Origin of the sequence: Enterococcus sp. 3G6_DIV0642 (assembly GCF_002140635.1) — a bacterium.
Taxonomy (GTDB): domain Bacteria; phylum Bacillota; class Bacilli; order Lactobacillales; family Enterococcaceae; genus Enterococcus_D; species Enterococcus_D casseliflavus.
Genome location: NZ_NGLH01000001.1, coordinates 3176787 through 3196672, shown reverse-complemented (window position 1 = coordinate 3196672; position 19886 = coordinate 3176787). Strand labels below are relative to the sequence as shown.

Sequence of the window (19886 nt, the reverse complement as noted above, 5' to 3'; positions counted from 1 at the left end):
GTTTAAGCACTCCTAATTCTAAAAAGATTCATAATAATCACTGCACCTACTATACCACTTCTAGAAATGGTTGGGAAGAAAACAGTGGATGTTTCAAACAAAATTCATAAAAACTACAAATTTTCGATTTGTTTGTCATCCTCTGCGCTTTGGGCTTGAATCGTCGTAATGTGTTGATTCAATTGCTCCATTTGGGTCTTGATCCGAGCAAGGCGCGGTTGTGCTTGGAATTTGAAGGCTTCCAAATCTTTCGTGAAAGACTCCGTAACAACAGGGATCGTTTCGTCGATCGTTTTGCGGGTCACCATTACGGCATCTTTTAGCTGTTTGACGCTGTCATTGAATTCTAAGGTCGCTTCTGTTGTGTCATCTAAATAGCGAATCAATTCTTCACGGGTTTCATTGCCGCTTTTCGGTGCAAAAAGCAAACCGCCTAAGCCGCCGGCGATGGACCCGAATAATAGTCCTTTAAGAAAATTGCCGATCATTTAGTCCACCTGCTTTCCAATTTTTTCGGCGATTGCCGCTAGTTCTTCCCCCGTGTAATTGTCTGCGTGATTGCCAAAATGGATCTTGAAATCATCGTCTTTGCTATAACGAGGAATCAAATGGACATGGGAATGGAAGACCGATTGGTACGCCAATTCTTTATTGTTGTTGATGATATTTAAGCCTTCGATCTCAGGGAATGCTTTTTCGATCGCCCGAGCAATCTTAGGGATGCGGGCAAAAACCGCTGCTGCCAACGTTTCATCGTACTCAAAAATATCCGTCACATGGGTTTTGGGAATCACCAATGTATGACCAGGGGTGACTTGGGAAATATCTAAAAAGGCATAAACTTGCTCATCCTCGTAGACTTTGTAGCTAGGGATCTCACGATTGTTGATTTTACAAAAAATACAATTTTCCATTGTAAAAAAACCTCCTTGATCTATTACCTCTACTTTACCATATTTTGCTTTTTTTCGTCTGGTTTCCTCTTTGAAAAAGTCGGAACAAGGCAACTGTTCCTTCAACAAAGGCGCTTTTTTAAAGAAATGCGAAAAGCGAGCGAGAAACGCTTGCATTTAGATTCCAACAACCCTAGACTTAATATCAGAAATCAATTGGAAAGAAGGAACCTATGAAACCGATCATCAAAGAAACCTTACAGAAAAAAACAACGACTTCAGCGAAGCTCCGCTACTTGGCTTATGCCTATAAAGAATGGTTGATTGCGATCACGCTGTTCGTGGTGTTCGCAGGTTCGATCACCTATTCGCTAACGCGTCCAAAAGAAGAAGTAGTCAATGCCGCCATCGTCACTGAAACAGCGATGGACCCTACGGTGCAGAGTGAATTGGAGACAGCCGTTGAGACCTGGGCGATCGACCAAGGGTATCAAAAAGAAGAGTTGAGGATCAGTCTGGTTTCCTATGCTGAACCAGCTGCTGTTCAAGCCTTTACCACCCGTCTTGCCGCCGGTGCGATCCAAATGGTCATTTTTCCAGCGAGTGATGCACAACTGTGGCAAGAACGCTTTGGTAGCCAAGAATTGCCGCAAGAAACCATTACAGTGGGAGAAAACGAATTTATCTTACAAGTCACGAATAAAGAAAAATAAGCAACGGTTTTGCTAGCGGATTGAAAAAAAAGCCTACGTTGACAGAAAGCCGTAATTAGGCGAATCGGAGGAAAAGAATGACTTTACAAGTAGCGAATGTGACAGGCGGTTATAACCAGCTGCCAGTCTTAAAAAATATTGATTTTACGATCGGCGATGGTGAGCTCGTTGGTCTGATTGGCTTGAATGGGGCGGGGAAGAGTACGACGATCAAAGAAATCATCGGGTTACTGCAACCTCACAGCGGGACGATCACGATCGACGGCTTGACCTTGAAGGAGAACCCAGAGCAATACCGCAAACAAATCGGGTATATTCCCGAAACCCCATCTTTATATGAAGAATTGACCTTAAGAGAGCACATTGAAGTGACAGCGATGGCCTATGACCTTCCGCAAGAAGAAGCCATGAAGCGAGCGGAGCGTTTGTTAAAAACCTTTCGCTTAGAAAACAAACTCGATTGGTTCCCAGCAAACTTCTCAAAAGGGATGAAACAAAAAGTCATGGTGCTGTGTGCCTTTTTGATTGAGCCAAGCGTCTACATCATTGATGAACCTTTTCTAGGATTAGATCCTTTAGCTATCAATGCGTTATTGGAACTGATGAATGAGATGAAACAAACCGGGGCATCAATTTTGATGTCCACCCATATTTTAGCAACCGCAGAGAAGTATTGTGACAAATTCATCCTACTGCATAACGGTGAGATCCGCGCACAAGGCACATTGGCGCAGCTAAGAAGCCAATTTCAAGCACCAGAAGCCTCCCTTGATGATCTGTACCTCGCACTGACAAAGGAGAGTCAAGCATGAAGCAGTTTTTCTCGCAACGCTTACAGCGGCATCAAAAACAGATGACACGCTATTTGCGCTATGTCTTCAATGATCATTTTGCTTTGATCAGCACCTTCTTAGTGGGAGGTCTGGGGCTCTATTATTCGGAATTGCTAAAAACATTGCCGCGGCCGTTTCCATTAGGCGGCATCATCGTGGTCGCTGTTTGGCTCTTTGTTTTACCGCTGGGACGCTTAGCGACACTGACGAAACCGGCAGATTTGATTTTTCTGTTAGCCAAAGAAGGGCAAATGAGAAGTTACCTCAGTCAAGCCCTGCGTTATTCCCTCTGGCTGCCCTTTGGGGTCTTATTTTTAGCCGTAGGAGCAACGATGCCTTTAGTCGTGGTCACAGCAAACAGTACATTTGCTTCCTTTCCCTTCTTTTTAGGAATGATGTGGCTGTTAAAACTGGGGGATCTTTCACTGCAGCGGATTCGGTTGTATCAAGAAACACATCAGCAAGTCAAACAGCAGCGAGGAATCTGGTTCGCCAGTGCGTTAGCTGCCACACTTGCCAGTATTTATGTAGCACCTTGGCTAGGGTTGGTGATCAGCATCCTCCAAGCAATCTGGTTCCTCTTTGGCGTGAAATCTAATCGTCAGCTCTTGGATTGGGACTATATGATCCAAGCTGAGCAATCACGCTTATTACGGATCTATCGGTTTATCAACTTGTTTACAGATGTTCCCCAAATCACGACGGAAGCCAAACGGCGCAAATACCTCGACTGGTTGCTGGCAAAGATCAAACCAGCCCAAAGCAATACGTATCTTTATCTTTACTTGCGCCGAGTGATTCGTGGTGGGCAATACGGTGGTCTTTATGTTCGTTTATCCTTGATTGGTGGCTTCGTCTTATTCTTTGTCGATGAGCTTTGGATCAGTCTGCTGATCGGCTGCTTGTTTCTTTATCTGATCGGTTTCCAACTGATCCCTTTGATCAATGAATTTCAATACATGGTTTTGACCCATTTGTATCCCGTGCCAGAAAAACAAAAAGCCGCAGCAATCAAAAAAATTATCGGGTCACTTTTGCTTGTGACGACTGTTTTTTTCGGCGTGATCTGTTGCTGGCGCCTGCCCGTTGTTTGGCAAGGGGGCATCGCTTTTGTGGGCTTCTTCCTCTTTGCGGGTCTCTTTTTAGGCATCTACTTGCCAGGGCGATTAAAGAAAATGCACGCCTGATCCTCAGGAGACCTCTCTTACAAAAAGCGAACGCATATGCGCTTGACGGCGACCCTTTAGGAAGCTAGAATAAGAGGTACTGCGAAATAAGGAGAGAAGCTAGGATGGATATTCGCTTGGATCAAGATTGGCGTATGCGGCCGATCAAAGGCGACACCGGGAAAGCCTATATCGGGCTCAAGGACAACGACAAAGTCTTTATCAAACGAAATACGACCCCGATGCTTGCGGCACTCTCTAAAGAGGGCATTGCACCCAAACTCGTCTGGACGAAACGGACGGGAAATGGGGATACGCTCTCCGCACAAGAATGGCTGGATGGACGGGTCTTAGATCCCGATGAGATCGGCCAAAGAAATGACGTCATTGATGTGTTGTATCACTTGCATCATTCAAAAACGCTGGCACAGATGCTAAGCAAAATCGGCGGACAAGTCAGATCGCCTGAACAGATGCTGATGGATTATCAAGATCAGCTGCCTTCTGCGGTGGCTCAAAACCGTTTTATTCATTTGGTCACCGAGTATTTAAAAGCCAATATTCCAGCTTTTGACGAGCAAAAAGCCGCGGTCGTCCATGGCGATGTCAATTATCGAAATTGGCTGGTTTGTCAAAACTATTTGTATTTAGTCGATTGGGATTCCGTGATGTTTGCAGATCCAGCAATCGATATCGGGACTATTTTAGGTCACTATGTGCCGCTATCCAGCTGGTCCCATTGGCTGGTGCGCTACGGTATCCATAGCAGCAGCGAAGTGATCGAAAAAATTTATTGGTATGCATTGTTGAGTATGCTGCAAGAGGTCAAAAAATATTATCTGCGGGGCGATTACAAAGCCATGAATGCAGAGATTTTACAATTAAAACGAATTTATAGTGAATGAAGAGAAGATGGAGCGAGGCAATTTGGTTCCATCTTGTTTTTTCGGAAAGGAAGAAACATGAGAGTAAGAAAACGTGCAGGTGCAAAAGAGCTGATTGAAGCTCATCCACAATACGTCGTTGCAGAGCCTACCGAATGGAAAGGGCGTTGGCATGAACGCTTTGGCAATGATCATCCGCTACACATCGAGATCGGCATGGGAAAAGGTCAATTTATTACGGAAATGGCGAAAGCTCATCCTGAGATCAATTATATTGGGGTAGAGATGCAGATCAGTGTCGTTTCGATCGCATTGGATAAAATGATCGAGCAGGAGATCCCAAACTTGCAGCTGCTGCATGTGGATGGTTCGGCTTTGACCAACTATTTTGCGGACAATGAAGTAGACCAGATCTATTTGAATTTTTCTGATCCATGGCCTAAGAAGAAGCATGAGAAGCGCCGTTTGACTTCTAAAGCCTTTTTAGCGGTGGACGAGCAAATTTTACGACCTAATGGCGAAATCCATTTCAAAACGGACAACCAAGGATTGTTTGAGTATTCCTTAGCGAGCTTTTCTCAATATGGCATGATCATCAAACAAGTTTGGTTGGACCTGCATAACAGTACCTTTGAGAACAATATCATGACGGAATATGAAGAAAAATTCTCAAGCCGCGGGCAGCGAATCTATCGGGTGGAAGCCCAATTTGTGGCAAAAGACCCGCAGGAATAAAGAAGAGACGAAAGACGAAGCAAATTTGCTTCGTCTTTTTTTTCTATTCTCAAAAGGCTTGCGTATTTCTTTTTAGGAGGGATAAGTCGTGGATATTCAAGCATTCTCAGATGAGTTGATTCACTATGGCAGACAAGAACGCATGCAGGATCTGGCCATTTTGCCGAGTGGTACACAGATGGAGGTGATTTTCAGTAAAAGCTATCTCAGAAAGACCTATCAAGTACTGACCAACGAAGAAGCCCAACAGCTGATCACTCGCTTCAAATTTTTAGGAGGAATGGAGGTGGGAGAACGACGCAAAGCTCAGTTAGGAGCAGTCAGTTATCCGTTAGGCGATCAGCTGCAGCGGCTGCGCATCTCCACAGTCGGTGATTACCAAGGGCGTGAAAGTCTCGTGATGCGGTTTCTTTATCCTTTGACTCAGGAGCATCTGCGCTATTTTTTTGCAGAAGACGTCCAACAGATCCAACAGGCAACCAAACAAAGAGGGCTGTATTTGTTTTCTGGCCCCACTGGCTCAGGGAAATCGACCCTCATGTATCAATTAGCTCGGGCAACCAAGGGGCAAATCATTACCATCGAAGATCCTGTGGAGATCGAGGAGCCGCGCTTTTTACAGCTGCAAACCAATTTGAAGATCGAACAAGACTATGATGAATTGATTCGCTTGTCCTTGCGGCATCGTCCAGACCTGCTTTTGATCGGCGAGATTCGTAACAAAGAAACGGCGCAAGCCGCTGTACGAGCCGCTCTGACAGGTCACCGAGTATTTGCCACGATCCATGCCCGAGGTGTAGCAGAAACAAAGACGCGGCTGCTGGAATTGCTCGGGACAGACGATCGTCTGGCACATGCGCTGCAAGGGATCATTTATCAGCGATTGTTGCCAAATGAAGCGAATGAACCTCATGGATTGCTGGCATATCACTTTTATGAGGGGCAAGTGGAAAAACAGTGGCAGCAGGTATTAAAACAAGTGAAAGAAAGTGGGTGGATCAGCGATGAAGTTTATGAAAAAGAAGCCCCAGCTACCACGCCGTGCAACTGAAGCCCTCTTAGTCACCTTCACGGTGTTATTGGAGAGTGGCTTTTCCCTACAAGAAAGCCTCCAAGTGCTGCTGCGCAGCCGCCAGTTTTCTGAACCTGTGATCGAACAGCTAATTGTCCATCTCGCCCAAGGGCAAAGCTTTGCAGCAGCGGTAGCGCCGTTGTCGTTATCGGCTACTGAAAAAAGTCAGCTTCATTTAGCAGAAAATCATGGGGATCTCACGGCGACCTTGCGGCGGATGGTCGACTACCATAAATTGGTCAACAAGCAAAAACAGCTGCTGTACAAAGTAGCTGCCTATCCGCTTTTGTTACTGGTCTTTTTAATAGCTGCGCTTTTTGGGATGCACCGCTTTTTATTGCCCCAATTGCTAGCCTCTGGCATGATCGACGAAGGTCATTGGGGCATTCGCGCCATCACTTGGGCACCAGCAGTACTTATCCTCTTCTTGTTGTTAAGTGTGCTGCTTTTTGTGATCAGCCGCTGGGTGTTTGCCCGCCGCACTGCCTTGCAAAAAGCTGTGTTTTTCAGCCACCTGCCATTGTTCGGAGCATTGTACACGAGTTATCACACGAGTTTTTTCGCATTGGAATGGGGCAAGTTGTTTCAGCAAGGGTTAGATATCCAACAGATCATTGAGTGTATGGAGCACACCAATAAAGCTACCTTGATCCAAGAATTAGCACGAGAACTGCGAGTGACCTTGACACTTGGGGGCGAACTCCCAGAAAAACTTCGTCATTTCTCGTTTCTCACACCCGAATTTTCTTTGATCGTCTTTCAAGGAGAAGTACGAGGAAAGTTAGGAGAAGAGCTTTTTTTATACAGTCAATTATTGATGGAACGCTTGTTTCAACGAATCGAAAAAGCCATTCACTGGGTTCAGCCTCTGATTTTTTTGTTGGTTGCTTTAATGATCGTTGGGATCTATGCCGCTATGTTTTTACCAATCTATGGAAATATCCAAGGAGTGATCGAATGATAGAAAAGAAAGTAGCATCTCCTCGCAAGCAGAGGATTTGGCGTGTCAAAAAAGGATTTACATTGGTTGAAATGCTAGTCGTTTTATTAGTGATCAGTATTTTGGTTTTGTTGTTTGTCCCAAATCTTGCCAATCAAAGAGGAATCATTGATGAGAAAGGAAATGCGGCGATCGTGAAAGTAGTGGAAACCCAGATCGAACTCTTTCGTCTAAATGAAGATCGGGTGCCTTCGAAAGAAGAATTGATTGCAGAAGGGTATGTATCTGAGGAACAATATGCGATTTATGAGCAGGGAAAGTGAGAACAATGGCACTAGGGGATTTTCTGGGTTTACCTTGATGGAAAGTCTCTTGGTACTCTTGATCAGTAGTCTCTTTCTCTTTTTCCCCGTCGTGGCTATCGAGTACTATCAACGATCTGCGGAAGTTTTCGGCTTTTGTGCTCGCTTAGAAAAAGGACTCTATACCTTGCAGCAATCGGCCATCATCGATAACACACAAACCCGAGCAATCTATCAAGCAGAGCCAACACCAACTGTTTCATTTTACGGCGCTGCAACTGAGCCAGTCACCAAGATCGACGTTCCTCCTCAACTAGCGATGCAGGCGTTTCCCGATATTCTTTTTAGTAGTCAATCCGGCAACAACAGCAGTCTGCGAAGGATCATTTTCTATTGGCAGGAGAAAAAGCAAACCATCAGCTATAAGTTTTTATTTGGGAGTGGCCGTTATGAAAAAATCGTTGAATAGTGGGTTCATCTTAGCAGAAAGCCTGATTGGTTTTGGGGTCTTGGCAACTTGTGTGTTACTGTTTTTAGCAATGCAGACCGCTTCACTGACGCAAAGTGCGGCATTGCAAGAAAAAGCCCAAATGCTGCGGGTGCTGTATGAAGAAGTCCAGAACCACTCCTTTGATGCGTCAACCATTACCTACACGACGCAGCGTCAGGCAGTCTATCAAGTTCGCTTTTGGCAAGCAGCGCAGCATCAACAGGCACGCATCCAAAGCTGCGAGCAGCTCTGGGAGATCGTGTATGAAGAGTAAAGGCTTTACTTTGTTGGAGTGTCTGTTGTCTTTATGGGTATTGGCGATCTGCTTATTGCTGATCAGCGGGATCGTCAAGCACCTCGCACCCGTCAATCAGCAGATCATGGCTCGCAAAGATCAAGAATGGCATGTGTTTTTGTTTCAGCTGGAACGGGAATTAAGTACCTGTACCTATCTATCGGTCAGTGAGACCACACTGTATTTGAGAAGCAGTCAAAACAATTCGGTCACCATCGATCGCATCAATCGCGTGCTGCGAAAGCGGGACAACAATGGGTATCAACCACTATTGACAGAAGTAACGGATGTGTCTTTTGAGAAAATTGGCGCAGCGATCCGCTTTACCGTTTCCTTTGAGAATGGAGAGCAGAAAATTGGACAATGGAAAATTCACACACAAGAGGCGGCATAAAGGCGGTATTTTACTCACAGCATTGTTGTTTGTGCAGCTGTTGAGCTTGATGTTATTGCTAGTGTTAGAAAACAGCCGCACAACAGCCCTTTTTTATACAAAAACCATTGAAACCTATGAAGCCCGCATCATGAGCGAACTGTTTCATGCGGAATTCTTGCAAAACGAATTGGCAGATCAAGGGTCACGACTTTATAATGTAGGAAAGTTAACCTATGAACGGCAAGGACAACTCTTACAGATCGAGTGCCATGTCAAAAGCCGCCGCTTTACATTTACCTTTTTGTTACCCGAAGAAGAGCCTGAAATAGACACAGATGACCAAGAAGAATAGTACAGGAAAAGGATGGTTGTTTCGACCATCCTTTTTCATACAGAAATAGAAAAAGAATGTTTACAGCTTCACAAATTATTCTAAACGAAAGCGATTGATTATTTTGGATGAATCGGCTAAAATTAAACAGGTATATATGTTGTTATAGTTTTGAAAAGAGGTGCAAGATGTCCGCAGAAAAAATGGAAACGTCTTTTCATTTGACCGTTGAAGCGATCCAACTGCTTCAAAACGCATTGGAAACGTCTTTTTTTGATGCTTACGTAGAGACGATCGAAAATTTTGTTGATCAATACCAAGTTCGCGTGATCGATGGGGTACCAGATGAAGCAACTGCTGCTCGTTTAGAAACCATCTATCAAGAAATTCGAGCAATGGAACTATCGGCAGAAGAAAAACGCAAGCTTGCGCAGTTGGTTTTGTTGAAAGGCAGCCAAACGGAGCGCCTGCAGGCCAATCACCAACTGACACCAGATAGTCTTGGGTTTTTATTCGTCTATTTGATCGAGCAGTTGAGTAGTGCCGACCAACCAGTGAAACTTCTTGATTTATCGGTAGGCATGGGGAATCTCTTATTGACAGTCTTGCTGAATCTGCAATTAGCGAAGCGTCCAGTAGAAGGAACCGGTGTGGATATTGACGAAACCTTGTTGGCGATCGCAGCTGCGACTGGCGAATGGACCAAAGCGCCCTTGCATTTGTTCCATCAAGATGGCTTGCAAGAGCTTTTGATCGAACCGATGGATCTGGCGATCAGCGATCTACCGGTGGGCTATTACCCACAAGATGACAAAGCCCGCAGCTTCATTACGGCGGCTCTAGAAGGGCACAGTTACGCCCATCATTTGTTGATGGAACAAGCGATGAACTATGTCAAAGCTGGCGGTTACGGTTTGTTCTTAGTACCAAGCAACTTCTTGGAAACGGAACAGAGTGAATTTTTGAAAAAATGGCTGAAAGAAAAGGTTTATTTGCAAGGAATGATTCAGCTTCCTGAAGAACTCTTTAAAAATGAACATTCACGTAAAAGTATTTTGCTTTTACAAAACCATGGAGGGACAAGCAAACAAGCAGACGAAGTCTTGCTGGTCAAGCTAGCCTCACTGAAAGAACCAAAGAACATCACAAAACTTTTTGAACAATTTGCGGCTTGGAAAGCAGCAAATCTGTAATATAATTCGGATAAGGAGATCATCATGTCAAAAACAATCGCAATCAATGCTGGAAGTTCAAGTTTAAAATGGCAATTATATCAAATGCCAGAGGAAACAGTTGTCGCTAAAGGAATCGTTGAACGAATCGGTTTGAAAGATTCTATCTTTACCATCAAATATGGGGAAGATCAAAAATTCGAACAAATCATCGACATCAACGATCACGAAGTAGCTGTAAAAATGTTATTGGATCAACTGATCGAATTAAACATTTTAGGTGCCTATGATGAAATCACTGGCGTCGGTCACCGCGTCGTTCACGGCGGAGAAGATTTCCCTGATTCAGTTGTGATCACAGACGAAGTGATGGAACGCATCCAAGCATTGGCTGAATTTGCGCCATTACACAACCCAGCAAACTTGATGGGGATCACTGCTTTCAAAAAAATCTTGCCAGAAATCATCAGTGTCGCTGTTTTTGATACTTCTTTCCATGCAACGATGCCAAAACACAATTACCTATACAGCTTGCCATTAGAGTACTATAACGAATTTAAAGTACGTAAATACGGCTTCCACGGTACAAGCCACCGTTATGTTTCTGAGCGTGCAGCAGAAATGTTAGGTAAACCAATCGAAGAATTAAAAATCATCACTTGCCATCTAGGGAACGGTGCGTCGATCACTGCGGTTGACGGCGGAAAATCAGTAGATACATCAATGGGCTTCACGCCATTAGCTGGTGTAACGATGGGCACACGTTCAGGTGACATCGATCCTGCTGTTTTGCCTTACTTAATGGAAAAATTAGATTTGAATATCGATGAAATGGTGGATGTTTTAAACAAAAAATCTGGTTTATTAGGCTTAACTGGTATTTCCAGCGACATGCGCGATCTAGAAGCAAACTACGACAAAGAAGAAGTCAAAGTTGCTTATGACGTCTTTACTGACCGCATCCGTAAATACATTGGTGGCTATGTAACGACCATGAACGGTGTTGATGCGATCGTCTTTACTGCCGGTATCGGTGAAAATGATGCCCACGTCCGCAGCGAAGTTATCAAAGGCATGACTTGGTTTGGTTGCGAATTAGATGTCGATCAAAATGCAAAACGCGGCGAAGAATTAGTGATCTCAACTGAAGAGTCAAAAGTCAAAGTACTTTTGATCCCAACAGATGAAGAATTAATGATCGCTCGCGATGTGGAACGTTTACGCGGCTAAGCGAAAACATTTCTTAGAATAGAAGCTGAAGCACATGCAAGAGAGATGCTTGCATGTGTTTTTTTGTAGGAAAGTCCGCAAAATGGGGCTAGAGAGAAAAATTGGTGAAGACCATTTTCTAATTTTTTAAACAGAAAATTTAATAATTATACATATGAAAATTGGCTCATACTGCACCTAGGTGGAGGGCTTCTCATTTTGCTTTCATTTGAATTTAAATTTCCCTCCTTTTTTACAAGATGTTCTCAGGGAAATACCCTTGTAAAAGTTACCAAATGGGAATAAACTGGCATTTGTGAATTTTCAGAAAAATTCCGCTATTTTATTTTCATTAATTTTTATAAGGGGCCATTACATATGGAAAAAGAAAAAACATTCTTAGGTCAGCCGCGAGGGCTGTCGACTTTATTCTTCACGGAAATGTGGGAACGATTCAGTTATTATGGTATGCGGGCGATTCTGGTGTACTTCATGTACGATGCAGTTGCCAACGGCGGCTTAGGGTTGCCAAAAGGAACGGCTGTGGCGATCATGTCGATTTACGGTTCCTTAGTGTATATGTCAAGTATTGTTGGCGGCTGGATCTCGGACCGTCTGTTAGGATCAAATAAATCCGTCTTTTATGGTGGGATCTTGATCATGTTAGGACACATCGTTTTGGCAACACCTTTAGGGATTCCAGCGTTGTTTGTGTCCATGATGCTGATCGTCATCGGAACCGGACTCTTGAAATCCAACGTGTCGGGTATGGTGGGGCATTTATACAGCAAAGACGATATCCGTCGGGATGCTGGTTTCTCGATTTTCTACATGGGGATCAATATTGGCGGCTTGTTAGCACCGATCATCGTCGGGATCTTAGGACAAGAGGTCAACTACCACTTAGGCTTTTCGATTGCTGCTATCGGGATGTTCATCGGTTTGGTGCAGTATTATGTGCAAGGAAAAACCACGTTGAAAAGCGTAGCGATCGCGCCAACGAATCCCTTATCGGCAGCCGAAAAGAAAACCTTCTTCCGAGCAGTCGTTCTGGTTCTTCTCGCATTGGCAGTGTTGTTTGGTGCAGCAGCTGCAACTGGCCATCTGACGGTTGATTTCTTCATCAACTTTATCAGTGTTCTAGGTATTTTCTTACCAATCTACTACTTTACCAAAATGCTCCGTTCGAAAGATGTCACACCAGATGAAAAGAAAAAAGTGTTGGCCTACATTCCGCTTTTTTTGTCAGCGATCGTATTTTGGTCATTGGAAGAACAAGGCTCATCGATCTTGGCATTGTTTGCCGCTGACCGTACGCAATCAACGTTATTCGGCATCAATATTCCAGCAAGTTTGTATCAAACCTTAAATCCACTTTTTGTCGTCTTACTGACACCTGTCTTTGTCTGGTTGTGGACCAAACTAGGCTCTCGTCAGCCACGGACAGAAGTGAAGTTTGCCATCGGTTTAGTTTTAGCCGGTTTGTCCTTTCTACTGCTAATGCTGCCAAGCCTCTTGTTTGGAGTAGAAGAACGGGTCAGCCCATTATGGTTGGTATTGAGCTTCTTCATCATGATTGCAGGGGAAATGTGTCTTTCACCGGTGGGCTTGTCGGTGACGACCAAACTAGCGCCGAAAGCCTTCGAAGCACAAACCTTGGCGATTTGGTTGTTAGCAGACGCTTCTTCACAAGCCATCAATGCGCAAATCGCTCGGTTCTACACACCGCAAACAGAAGGGATGTACTATGGCATCGTCGGCGGAGTAGCCGTTGTTGTCGGTATCATCTTGTATTTAGCTAGAAAACCGATCCGCAACTTGATCGGCAACATTCATTGATCAAAAAATAAAAACTTGATTTTCCGCGTATGCATGGATTGAACAACCCATGCATATCGTAGGAAAATCAAGTTTTTTTGTTGCGAATCAATGTCTTAGTCAATCAAGGGGCTCAGGGACTGGCGCGTGATTTGCTGCTGTGCAATGACCAGGGCCTCTTGGAAGTGCTGCTGTAAAAAGTAGCGGTCATGGCTGACTGCCAGCAGGGTCCCTTGATAATCTTGCAGCATTTCTTCAATTTCTTCTCGGGCATAGCTGTCGAGGTGATTGGTTGGTTCATCCAAAATCAGGACGTTGATTTTTTCTAAAAAGAGTTTCAGTAACGCCAAACGGATTTTTTCACCACCAGATAAATCTTTGATTCGTTTGGCCACATCACTTTGATAAAATCCACTTTTGGCCAATTGCCGACGAGCAGCCTCTTCGTTTCCTGTCAACGTCTGTACGTAGGCCAACAAGCGGCTCTCAGGATCGTCAAACTGTAGCTGTTGGGGCAAATAACCGATTTGTAAGCTGCTGCCGCGCTTGATAGTGCCGCCGCTAGGAAGCTCCTCACCGAGAAGTAATTTGAGTAAGGTTGATTTTCCGGTACCATTGTCGCCGATGATGGCTAGATGCTCCCCACGGTAGATTGCAAAACTGCTGTCTTTGAATAGGAGCTGATCGGTATATTGCTGGTGCAAGTCGCGAACCATGAACACCTCTTTGCCTGATTTTCCGCCATTTGTCAAGCCTTGCAGCCGATTTTTCGGGGGCGCTGGCGGTTTGACCAGCGTTAGTTTCGCTAGGCGGCGTTCCAATTCTTTGGCTTTTTTGAAGAAGGATTCATTGTCTCCTTCATGGGCCCACTGGCGAAACCGACGAATCATGACTTTCAGCCGCTGGACTTCTTTTTGCTGCAGTTCGTAATTTTTGGTCAGCTCCGCCAAGCGAGCTTCTTTCAAGACACGAAATCGGCTGTAGTTTCCAGGATACTCAATCAAGGCGCCTTCTTCCAGTTCCCAGGTCTTGGTGGTGACTTGATCGAGAAAGTGCCGATCGTGCGAAACGACTAGAACCGCTTTTTTCGTATTCTGTAAATAATTTTCCAACCAGCGGATACTTGAAAGATCCAAGTGATTGGTTGGTTCATCCAGTAGCAGCAAGTCAGCATCGGCAACTAGCACTTTGGCTAAAGCGACTTTGACCCGTTCACCGCCGCTAAGCTCTGTTAACCGTGCGTCCTGCCGATGGGGAATTCCTAAGCCTTGTAAGATCGTAGAAATTCGGTCTTCCAATCCATAACCGCCCAGCTCTTCAAAGCGCTGCTGCAGCTCGCCATAACGGATCAGACACTTCTCTAAATCAGTATCGGGTTCTGCCATCAAGGCTTCGTAATGGCTCATTTGTTGTTTGAGTTCTTGAATGGTAGCAGCAGAATGGAGCAGGTAGTGGGTAACGGTTGCTTCAGAAACTGTCAGCTCTTGCTCGACCGTCCCGATCCTTAAGCCTTTTTGGCGGCTGATAACGCCGCTATCGACGCCTTCACTGCCAGTCAAGATTTGTAAAAAGGTTGATTTGCCCGTTCCGTTGATGCCGACTAGGGCAATTTTTTCCCCAGCTTCGATTTGGCAGGCTAACTCCTCAAATAACGGATTCCCGCCGATGGTTTTTTTAATAGCAATTGCTTGTATAATCATGATCTCTCTCCTTGAGACCACTCAAAAAGGCCATGGATATCCATGGCCAGTGTTATTTAAACTCAGATTTTCTTGAGAAAAATACCTTGAGATGGCCATTGATTTTACGTAAATGTAACTGTTTTGGACAGACTCGTCCCGTCAACAGCAACTGTAAAACCAATTGCATGGCTAAATGCGATATGGTATCGTTGGTAATTTTCATTACTTGTTATTTTAGTCATGCGCATCATGGTAGTTTCCCCTCCTTTGTGTCTTTGTCTTTTCAGTGTACCTGAAAGTATCAGAAAGTTCAACCAGTACTGGCGGTTTCTTAGCGTTCCTCGATGCGTAATTCTGTCAGAGAGCTTTCTTTCATCTGACCGATGACTAATGGAACGGTCTCATGAACCACATCACTGTATTCTAAGCCGAACCAGCGTTCAGGTGAAATGGTATGGCGTTTGATAAAAAGCTTCGTCTGCATGACTTGCTTCTGCCATTTGCTTAATGCAGTTGCATTCGACAGCTCTTCTTCGATCATCACAAATTGGAAATCGCCCACATTGCGTCCAGGCGTTAAGGAGTAGCGTTGCGGCTGCAGCGGCAAGCGACCATCTTTCATCAATTCTTGAATGATTTGGCGAATGTAGAGATTGACTTCTTGCGGCACCCGAAAGCCGAGATAAAGCTTTAGTTTAACGATAAAATCGGTATCTGCCATCGAAACTTCATATTTTTTCGTATAGGGTTCGTCGGTGACTTCCACATTGACGAACCAATACACTTTGGCACGTTTTGGCCGTTTGTCTAAAATGGAATAGATGAACTGCTGACCGATCTGATCGTCTTGCAGTTTAGGAACCATGAAGACGACGTTCGTCTGAGATAACGGCAAAGAATCATCTTCCCGCAACTGTTTCAATTGAGGGATGTAGGTAGAAAGCGCAACTTCTTCGGCAGCATTTTCTTGAATACGATTGCCCCATTCCCAAATCAGCATCACGCCGATGATCACGCTGGCTAATAAGATGGCAACGTAACCGCCATGGAAAAATTTGGTCGCACTGGAGATAAAGAAAATCCCCTCGATCGCTGCAAAAAAGAGCGTGATGAACGGTGCCAAGAAACGGGTCTTCTTGTTTTGGTGCAAGTAGAAATACAGCAAAATAGTGGTCATCAACATCGTTACCGTAATGGCCAATCCATAAGCAGCTTCCATCCGAGTAGAGGTCTGGAAGAACAAGACCACGCCAGAACAGGCGATCCACAGCAAGGTGTTCAAGGCAGGAATATACATTTGCCCGATAGACGCCCCCGGATAGATGATTTGCATCCGCGGCAATAGTTTCAACTTGATGGCTTCAGAAACCAGGGTAAAGGAGCCAGACAGCAGGGCTTGCGAAGCTATGATGGCAGCGAGGGTGGCAAAGCTGACACCAAAGACTGTCCACCCTTGCGGCAACGCTTGGAAGAATGGATTCAAGTTTTCGATTTCTTGATAAGTCGGGTTTTGATAGACTTGCAGCAACCACGCCGCTTGACCAAAGTAATTTAGCATCAAGCAGATTTTGATATAGGGCCAGCTGGCATAAATGTTTTTCTTGCCCACGTGACCTAAGTCTGAGTAGAGGGCTTCCGCACCAGTCGTTGCCAAAAAGATATTGCCGAGAATAAAGAGACCGGCACTGTTATCGGGACTAAAGAGCAAATTGATCGCATAACGGGGATCAAGGGCGCGAATCACCGAAAGGTCACCAGCAAAGTTCATCACCCCGACGATCCCTAAGAAAGTGAACCAGCCTAGCATGATCGGTCCGAAGGCTTTGCCGACAAACTCAGTCCCAAAGCGCTGCAGGGCAAAGAGGACCAATAAGATTGCTAAGGTGATGCCGACGATGATCGATTGGTCATTGCCGAAGCGATCAAAAAAGACTGGAATCCCCCGTAATCCTTCGATGGCAGTGGTCACCGTCACGGCTGGCGTCAACACGCCATCTGCTAGCAGGGCTGCGCCCCCGATGATTGCTGGAATAATCAAATAGCGGCTGTTTTTACGAACTAGAGTATAAAGGGAGAAAATCCCGCCTTCTCCATGATTATCCGCGTTTAATGCGATCAAGACGTACTTGATCGTCGTTAACAGCGTTAGCGTCCAAAAGACGAGCGAGACGCTGCCTAAGATAAAATCGGGTGTTAAGGTGCGTAGTCCGCCATTGTCCTCCACCAGGGCTTTCATTACGTAAAGCGGGCTCGTACCGATATCACCGTAGACCACCCCCATGGCGACTAAAAGTCCGCCGGCGGTCACTTTTTTCATTTTACTTGAACTCATTGACTGTTTTCCCTCCATTTTAAACTGCAAAAAGACCTAAGCGGCCCCTTGCCACTTAGGTCTTGCAAGAAACATCTTAAACCAGCGGATTCCCGCTTGCTGTTGATCTAAGATCATGGAACGATCCATGTGCTACTCCCCTAAAGTGCTCTTATTATCTTTGTTTTTGCAGCTCCTGTCAATTGATTTGTTAAAAATGGCAATAAACATTTTTCATTTCCTGCTTTTCAGCGTAAGATAACAATAGGTATGGAATAAGGAGGCAGGAAAATGATTGAGATCAAGAATCTGACGAAACAGTATGGACCAAAAAAAGCGTTGTCTGATCTTTCCCTGACGATCCGTCAAGGGGAGATCTTTGGCTTTCTGGGACACAACGGAGCAGGGAAGTCGACCACGATCAAAAGCTTAGTGAGTATTTTGCAACCGACGAGTGGGGAAATCTATTTTGATGGCCAATCCCTCGTGGAACATCGCGAAGCGATAAAAAAACAAATTGCTTATGTGCCGGACACGCCAGATTTGTTTTTACAGCTAACGGCAGGGGAGTATTGGGACTTGATTGCCGCCGCGTATGAGGTGCCAGCAGCGGAAAAGGCCGAGCGTTTGCAAAAATTAGGGCGCTTGTTTGATATGCTGTCTCATGAAGAAGAGACCATCGCCAGCTTTTCCCATGGAATGCGGCAAAAAACGCTGCTGATTGGGGCATTGATCCCCGATCCAGACATTTGGATCTTGGATGAACCATTACAAGGCTTAGATCCCCAAGCGGCGTATGATTTAAAAGAAATGATGAAACAGCACGCTGCCAAGGGCAAGACCGTGATTTTTTCCACCCACGTCTTGGACACCGCCCAGCAGTTGTGCGATCAATTGGCGATTTTGAAAAAAGGTGAGCTGCTGTACAATGGCTCAGTGGCAGATTTGCTGGCACAGCATCCGTCGCTTTCTTTGGAAACGATCTATCTGCAAATGACTGGGAGAAGTCAAGAAGAAGCGATTCTTGCAGAAGCGGAGGAAGCGTAGATGCGAAAACAACAATTTCTGACTCTGACCTCCGTTAATTTGCGGTATGCCAATCCCCAACTGACAGATAAAGCCCGCAAAAAAGGCAAGGCTGGTTCGACTTTGACCAGTTATTTGTTGTTTCAATATGCGTTTTCTGGGGTAGTATTTCTGCTAGTCTATGGGTTGACGATGATTACATTGGATTTTAGTCAGATGCCAGGCTTTTTTACCTATTATGTCGCTTTGTTCGGGATCTTAGGCTTTTCCCAAGGGATTTCGTCCATTTACAATGTCTTTTTCGAGAGTCAAGATCTGCCAGCGTATTTGCCGCTGCCTTTTCGACAGAGTGAAATTTTTCTGGCAAAGATCGTGGTGGTGTTTCTCACCGTTGCGCCGTTTATTTTTCCTCTGTTGGTCTTATTTCTCCTGACAGGGATTCGGGCAAACGTCTTTTTCTTGTTGACGATCTTATGGGCGTTCTTGCTGTTCGGCTTGTTTTTAGTCTTGATCTTCAGCATTTGCAGCTTGATTGTCTTCAGCCTGACCCGCACCAAGTTTTTCTTGAAGCATAAAAAATTGGTCACTAGTTTATTGCTAGGCGTGACGATGCTGGTTGTTGTGATCGGGGTCTTAATGATGAATCAGGTGAATACTTATGAGACAGACGTGGTAGATCGGGGAGCGATCAGCTTTTTATTGCCCTTTTATTATGTGATGGTGGCACCGTTTCAAACGACTGGTTTGCTTAGTTTGCTAGGGATCATCGTCACAGCAGGCGTGTTGCTTTTTGCCCTCTATCGGTTGATCTTGCCGAAGTTTTATGAGCAAGTGGCAGCCGCGGCGCCCAACCAAGGGAGTGTTCGTCGGAAGCATAAACCCAATCAAGGCTTGGGCCAGCTGTTGTTTAATTACAATTCGCAGTTGATCCGAGATCCGAATTTGATCATGCAAGTCTTTTCTTCTTCGTTGCTGATGCCCATCATTTTCTTAGTGTCCTTTGTGTTTACAGGAGCGATTCAGTTAAGTGAATTGGATGAGCGGTTTATCGGTGTCGTTTTTGTGGCTGGGATCGCCTTGGCAGCATTGATGGTCAACCCGACTTCTTTTATCAGTAATTTGATCTCACTGGATCAGGAGAATTTCTTGTTTGTCCGCTCCTTGCCGCTATCGATGAAGCGCTACTTGCGGGAAAAATTCCGCTTTGGTGTCGTTTTTCAGCTGAGCTTAACGGCAGTCATCGTGCTGGCAGCAGTCCTTTTGTTCAAAATGCCGCTGATTTTGGCTGTCTCTTTTCTAATCGGGGCACTTTGGAGCAGTTTTCTTTTGTGCTTGAAATATTTTGCTCGTGATTATCGGCTGCTGCTTTTGGATTGGACCAACATCAGTCAATTGTTTACGAGAGGGGCGGGTAGTCTTGGGTTAGCCATTGGAACGATCGCAACGCTGTTTCTTTCCATCATTGTTATCATCCTTTACGGCTTTGCTGCGACTTCGGTTGATTTTTGGTTATTGAATGGTCCGGTTTTCTTTGTGATCCTCTTGACCAGCGTCCTTTGGATAGCCCATTATCACCATAGATTTTGGCGTCGTTTTTCCTAAGGGAAGCGACGCTTTGCTTTTTTTATTTAAGGATGG

General features: G+C 45.0%; 21 protein-coding genes. 17 read left to right on the top strand and 4 right to left on the bottom strand.

What is annotated here, in order from left to right; genetic code table 11:
* Positions 1 to 113 precede the first annotated feature (113 nt).
* Positions 114 to 488, bottom strand: coding sequence for a YtxH domain-containing protein (locus tag A5878_RS15470; protein ID WP_005227717.1), 375 nt, complete (start codon positions 486 to 488; stop codon positions 114 to 116).
* On the bottom strand, positions 489 to 914 hold the full coding sequence (locus A5878_RS15465) for an HIT family protein (RefSeq protein ID WP_005227719.1): 426 nt from the start codon (positions 912 to 914) through the stop codon (positions 489 to 491).
* A gap of 212 nt (positions 915 to 1126) precedes the next feature.
* Here A5878_RS15465 and A5878_RS15455 point away from each other — a divergent pair, with 212 nt between their 5' ends.
* From A5878_RS15455 to A5878_RS15385, 15 genes are all read left to right on the top strand, one after another.
* Positions 1127 to 1606, top strand: coding sequence for a hypothetical protein (locus A5878_RS15455; RefSeq protein WP_005227727.1), 480 nt, complete (start codon positions 1127 to 1129; stop codon positions 1604 to 1606).
* 77 nt (positions 1607 to 1683) lie between these two features.
* A complete protein-coding gene (locus A5878_RS15450) occupies positions 1684 to 2418 on the top strand; it encodes an ABC transporter ATP-binding protein (protein ID WP_005227728.1) in 735 nt (244 codons plus the stop codon).
* Positions 2415 to 3626, top strand: a complete 1212-nt coding sequence (locus A5878_RS15445) for an ABC transporter permease (RefSeq protein ID WP_005227729.1) — start codon at positions 2415 to 2417, stop codon at positions 3624 to 3626. The genes A5878_RS15450 and A5878_RS15445 overlap by 4 nt, the downstream gene beginning before the upstream one ends.
* Positions 3627 to 3730: 104 nt before the next feature.
* Positions 3731 to 4510 (top strand): phosphotransferase family protein, encoded by a 780-nt coding sequence (locus tag A5878_RS15440; RefSeq protein WP_005227730.1) that lies wholly within the window; start codon positions 3731 to 3733, stop codon positions 4508 to 4510.
* Positions 4511 to 4567: 57 nt separating this feature from the next.
* Positions 4568 to 5224: a tRNA (guanosine(46)-N7)-methyltransferase TrmB gene (trmB, locus tag A5878_RS15435; protein ID WP_005227731.1), complete on the top strand. Its 657-nt coding sequence runs from the start codon at positions 4568 to 4570 to the stop codon at positions 5222 to 5224.
* An 88-nt stretch (positions 5225 to 5312) separates the two neighbouring features.
* Positions 5313 to 6275 carry a competence type IV pilus ATPase ComGA gene (gene comGA, locus A5878_RS15430; protein WP_005227732.1) on the top strand — a complete coding sequence of 321 codons (963 nt, stop codon included), beginning with the start codon at positions 5313 to 5315 and terminating at the stop codon, positions 6273 to 6275.
* The gene (gene comGB / locus A5878_RS15425; protein WP_034869028.1) at positions 6229 to 7257 is read left to right on the top strand and encodes a competence type IV pilus assembly protein ComGB; all 1029 of its coding nucleotides are present in this window, start codon (positions 6229 to 6231) and stop codon (positions 7255 to 7257) included. The genes comGA and comGB overlap by 47 nt, the downstream gene beginning before the upstream one ends.
* Positions 7254 to 7559 carry a competence type IV pilus major pilin ComGC gene (gene comGC, locus A5878_RS15420; protein ID WP_005227736.1) on the top strand — a complete coding sequence of 102 codons (306 nt, stop codon included), beginning with the start codon at positions 7254 to 7256 and terminating at the stop codon, positions 7557 to 7559. Before comGB ends, comGC begins: the two co-directional genes overlap by 4 nt.
* Entirely contained in the window at positions 7534 to 8007 is a 474-nt protein-coding gene (gene comGD, locus A5878_RS15415) for a competence type IV pilus minor pilin ComGD (protein ID WP_034869031.1), read from the top strand. Before comGC ends, comGD begins: the two co-directional genes overlap by 26 nt.
* On the top strand, positions 7988 to 8302 hold the full coding sequence (locus A5878_RS15410; RefSeq protein WP_015510481.1) for a hypothetical protein: 315 nt from the start codon (positions 7988 to 7990) through the stop codon (positions 8300 to 8302). The genes comGD and A5878_RS15410 overlap by 20 nt, the downstream gene beginning before the upstream one ends.
* Positions 8292 to 8717: a competence type IV pilus minor pilin ComGF gene (gene comGF, locus A5878_RS15405; protein WP_005227741.1), complete on the top strand. Its 426-nt coding sequence runs from the start codon at positions 8292 to 8294 to the stop codon at positions 8715 to 8717. The genes A5878_RS15410 and comGF overlap by 11 nt, the downstream gene beginning before the upstream one ends.
* Positions 8680 to 9051 carry a competence type IV pilus minor pilin ComGG gene (gene comGG, locus A5878_RS15400; protein WP_015510479.1) on the top strand — a complete coding sequence of 124 codons (372 nt, stop codon included), beginning with the start codon at positions 8680 to 8682 and terminating at the stop codon, positions 9049 to 9051. Before comGF ends, comGG begins: the two co-directional genes overlap by 38 nt.
* A gap of 167 nt (positions 9052 to 9218) precedes the next feature.
* Entirely contained in the window at positions 9219 to 10223 is a 1005-nt protein-coding gene (locus A5878_RS15395) for a class I SAM-dependent methyltransferase (RefSeq protein ID WP_005227744.1), read from the top strand.
* Positions 10224 to 10247: 24 nt separating this feature from the next.
* Positions 10248 to 11432 carry an acetate/propionate family kinase gene (locus A5878_RS15390; protein ID WP_005227745.1) on the top strand — a complete coding sequence of 395 codons (1185 nt, stop codon included), beginning with the start codon at positions 10248 to 10250 and terminating at the stop codon, positions 11430 to 11432.
* Between the two features lie 357 nt (positions 11433 to 11789).
* Positions 11790 to 13250, top strand: a complete 1461-nt coding sequence (locus A5878_RS15385; RefSeq protein ID WP_005227746.1) for a peptide MFS transporter — start codon at positions 11790 to 11792, stop codon at positions 13248 to 13250.
* Between the two features lie 95 nt (positions 13251 to 13345).
* Here A5878_RS15385 and abc-f read toward each other — a convergent pair whose 3' ends face one another.
* Complete coding sequence (gene abc-f / locus A5878_RS15380; RefSeq protein ID WP_034869033.1) at positions 13346 to 14929, bottom strand: ribosomal protection-like ABC-F family protein; 1584 nt, start codon at positions 14927 to 14929, stop codon at positions 13346 to 13348.
* Between the two features lie 313 nt (positions 14930 to 15242).
* The gene (locus tag A5878_RS15375; protein ID WP_005227748.1) at positions 15243 to 17243 is read right to left on the bottom strand and encodes a KUP/HAK/KT family potassium transporter; all 2001 of its coding nucleotides are present in this window, start codon (positions 17241 to 17243) and stop codon (positions 15243 to 15245) included.
* Positions 17244 to 17513: 270 nt separating this feature from the next.
* Between A5878_RS15375 and A5878_RS15370 the strand changes: the two genes are divergently transcribed.
* Complete coding sequence (locus tag A5878_RS15370; protein WP_005227750.1) at positions 17514 to 18269, top strand: ABC transporter ATP-binding protein; 756 nt, start codon at positions 17514 to 17516, stop codon at positions 18267 to 18269.
* Positions 18270 to 19850, top strand: coding sequence for a hypothetical protein (locus A5878_RS15365; RefSeq protein ID WP_005227752.1), 1581 nt, complete (start codon positions 18270 to 18272; stop codon positions 19848 to 19850).
* Positions 19851 to 19886 lie beyond the last annotated feature (36 nt).

Bases quoted from the DNA above. Each gene is read 5' to 3' on its own strand.
- A5878_RS15470 (WP_005227717.1), bottom strand. From the start codon at position 488: ATGATCGGCAATTTTCTTAAAGGACTATTATTCGGGTCCATCGCCGGC.
- A5878_RS15465 (WP_005227719.1), bottom strand. From the start codon at position 914: ATGGAAAATTGTATTTTTTGTAAAATCAACAATCGTGAGATCCCTAGC.
- A5878_RS15455 (WP_005227727.1), top strand. From the start codon at position 1,127: ATGAAACCGATCATCAAAGAAACCTTACAGAAAAAAACAACGACTTCA.
- A5878_RS15450 (WP_005227728.1), top strand. From the start codon at position 1,684: ATGACTTTACAAGTAGCGAATGTGACAGGCGGTTATAACCAGCTGCCA.
- A5878_RS15445 (WP_005227729.1), top strand. From the start codon at position 2,415: ATGAAGCAGTTTTTCTCGCAACGCTTACAGCGGCATCAAAAACAGATG.
- A5878_RS15440 (WP_005227730.1), top strand. From the start codon at position 3,731: ATGGATATTCGCTTGGATCAAGATTGGCGTATGCGGCCGATCAAAGGC.
- trmB (WP_005227731.1), top strand. From the start codon at position 4,568: ATGAGAGTAAGAAAACGTGCAGGTGCAAAAGAGCTGATTGAAGCTCAT.
- comGB (WP_034869028.1), top strand. From the start codon at position 6,229: ATGAAGTTTATGAAAAAGAAGCCCCAGCTACCACGCCGTGCAACTGAA.
- comGC (WP_005227736.1), top strand. From the start codon at position 7,254: ATGATAGAAAAGAAAGTAGCATCTCCTCGCAAGCAGAGGATTTGGCGT.
- comGD (WP_034869031.1), top strand. From the start codon at position 7,534: ATGCGATTTATGAGCAGGGAAAGTGAGAACAATGGCACTAGGGGATTT.
- A5878_RS15410 (WP_015510481.1), top strand. From the start codon at position 7,988: ATGAAAAAATCGTTGAATAGTGGGTTCATCTTAGCAGAAAGCCTGATT.
- comGF (WP_005227741.1), top strand. From the start codon at position 8,292: ATGAAGAGTAAAGGCTTTACTTTGTTGGAGTGTCTGTTGTCTTTATGG.
- A5878_RS15395 (WP_005227744.1), top strand. From the start codon at position 9,219: ATGTCCGCAGAAAAAATGGAAACGTCTTTTCATTTGACCGTTGAAGCG.
- A5878_RS15390 (WP_005227745.1), top strand. From the start codon at position 10,248: ATGTCAAAAACAATCGCAATCAATGCTGGAAGTTCAAGTTTAAAATGG.
- A5878_RS15385 (WP_005227746.1), top strand. From the start codon at position 11,790: ATGGAAAAAGAAAAAACATTCTTAGGTCAGCCGCGAGGGCTGTCGACT.
- abc-f (WP_034869033.1), bottom strand. From the start codon at position 14,929: ATGATTATACAAGCAATTGCTATTAAAAAAACCATCGGCGGGAATCCG.
- A5878_RS15375 (WP_005227748.1), bottom strand. From the start codon at position 17,243: ATGAGTTCAAGTAAAATGAAAAAAGTGACCGCCGGCGGACTTTTAGTC.
- A5878_RS15370 (WP_005227750.1), top strand. From the start codon at position 17,514: ATGATTGAGATCAAGAATCTGACGAAACAGTATGGACCAAAAAAAGCG.
- A5878_RS15365 (WP_005227752.1), top strand. From the start codon at position 18,270: ATGCGAAAACAACAATTTCTGACTCTGACCTCCGTTAATTTGCGGTAT.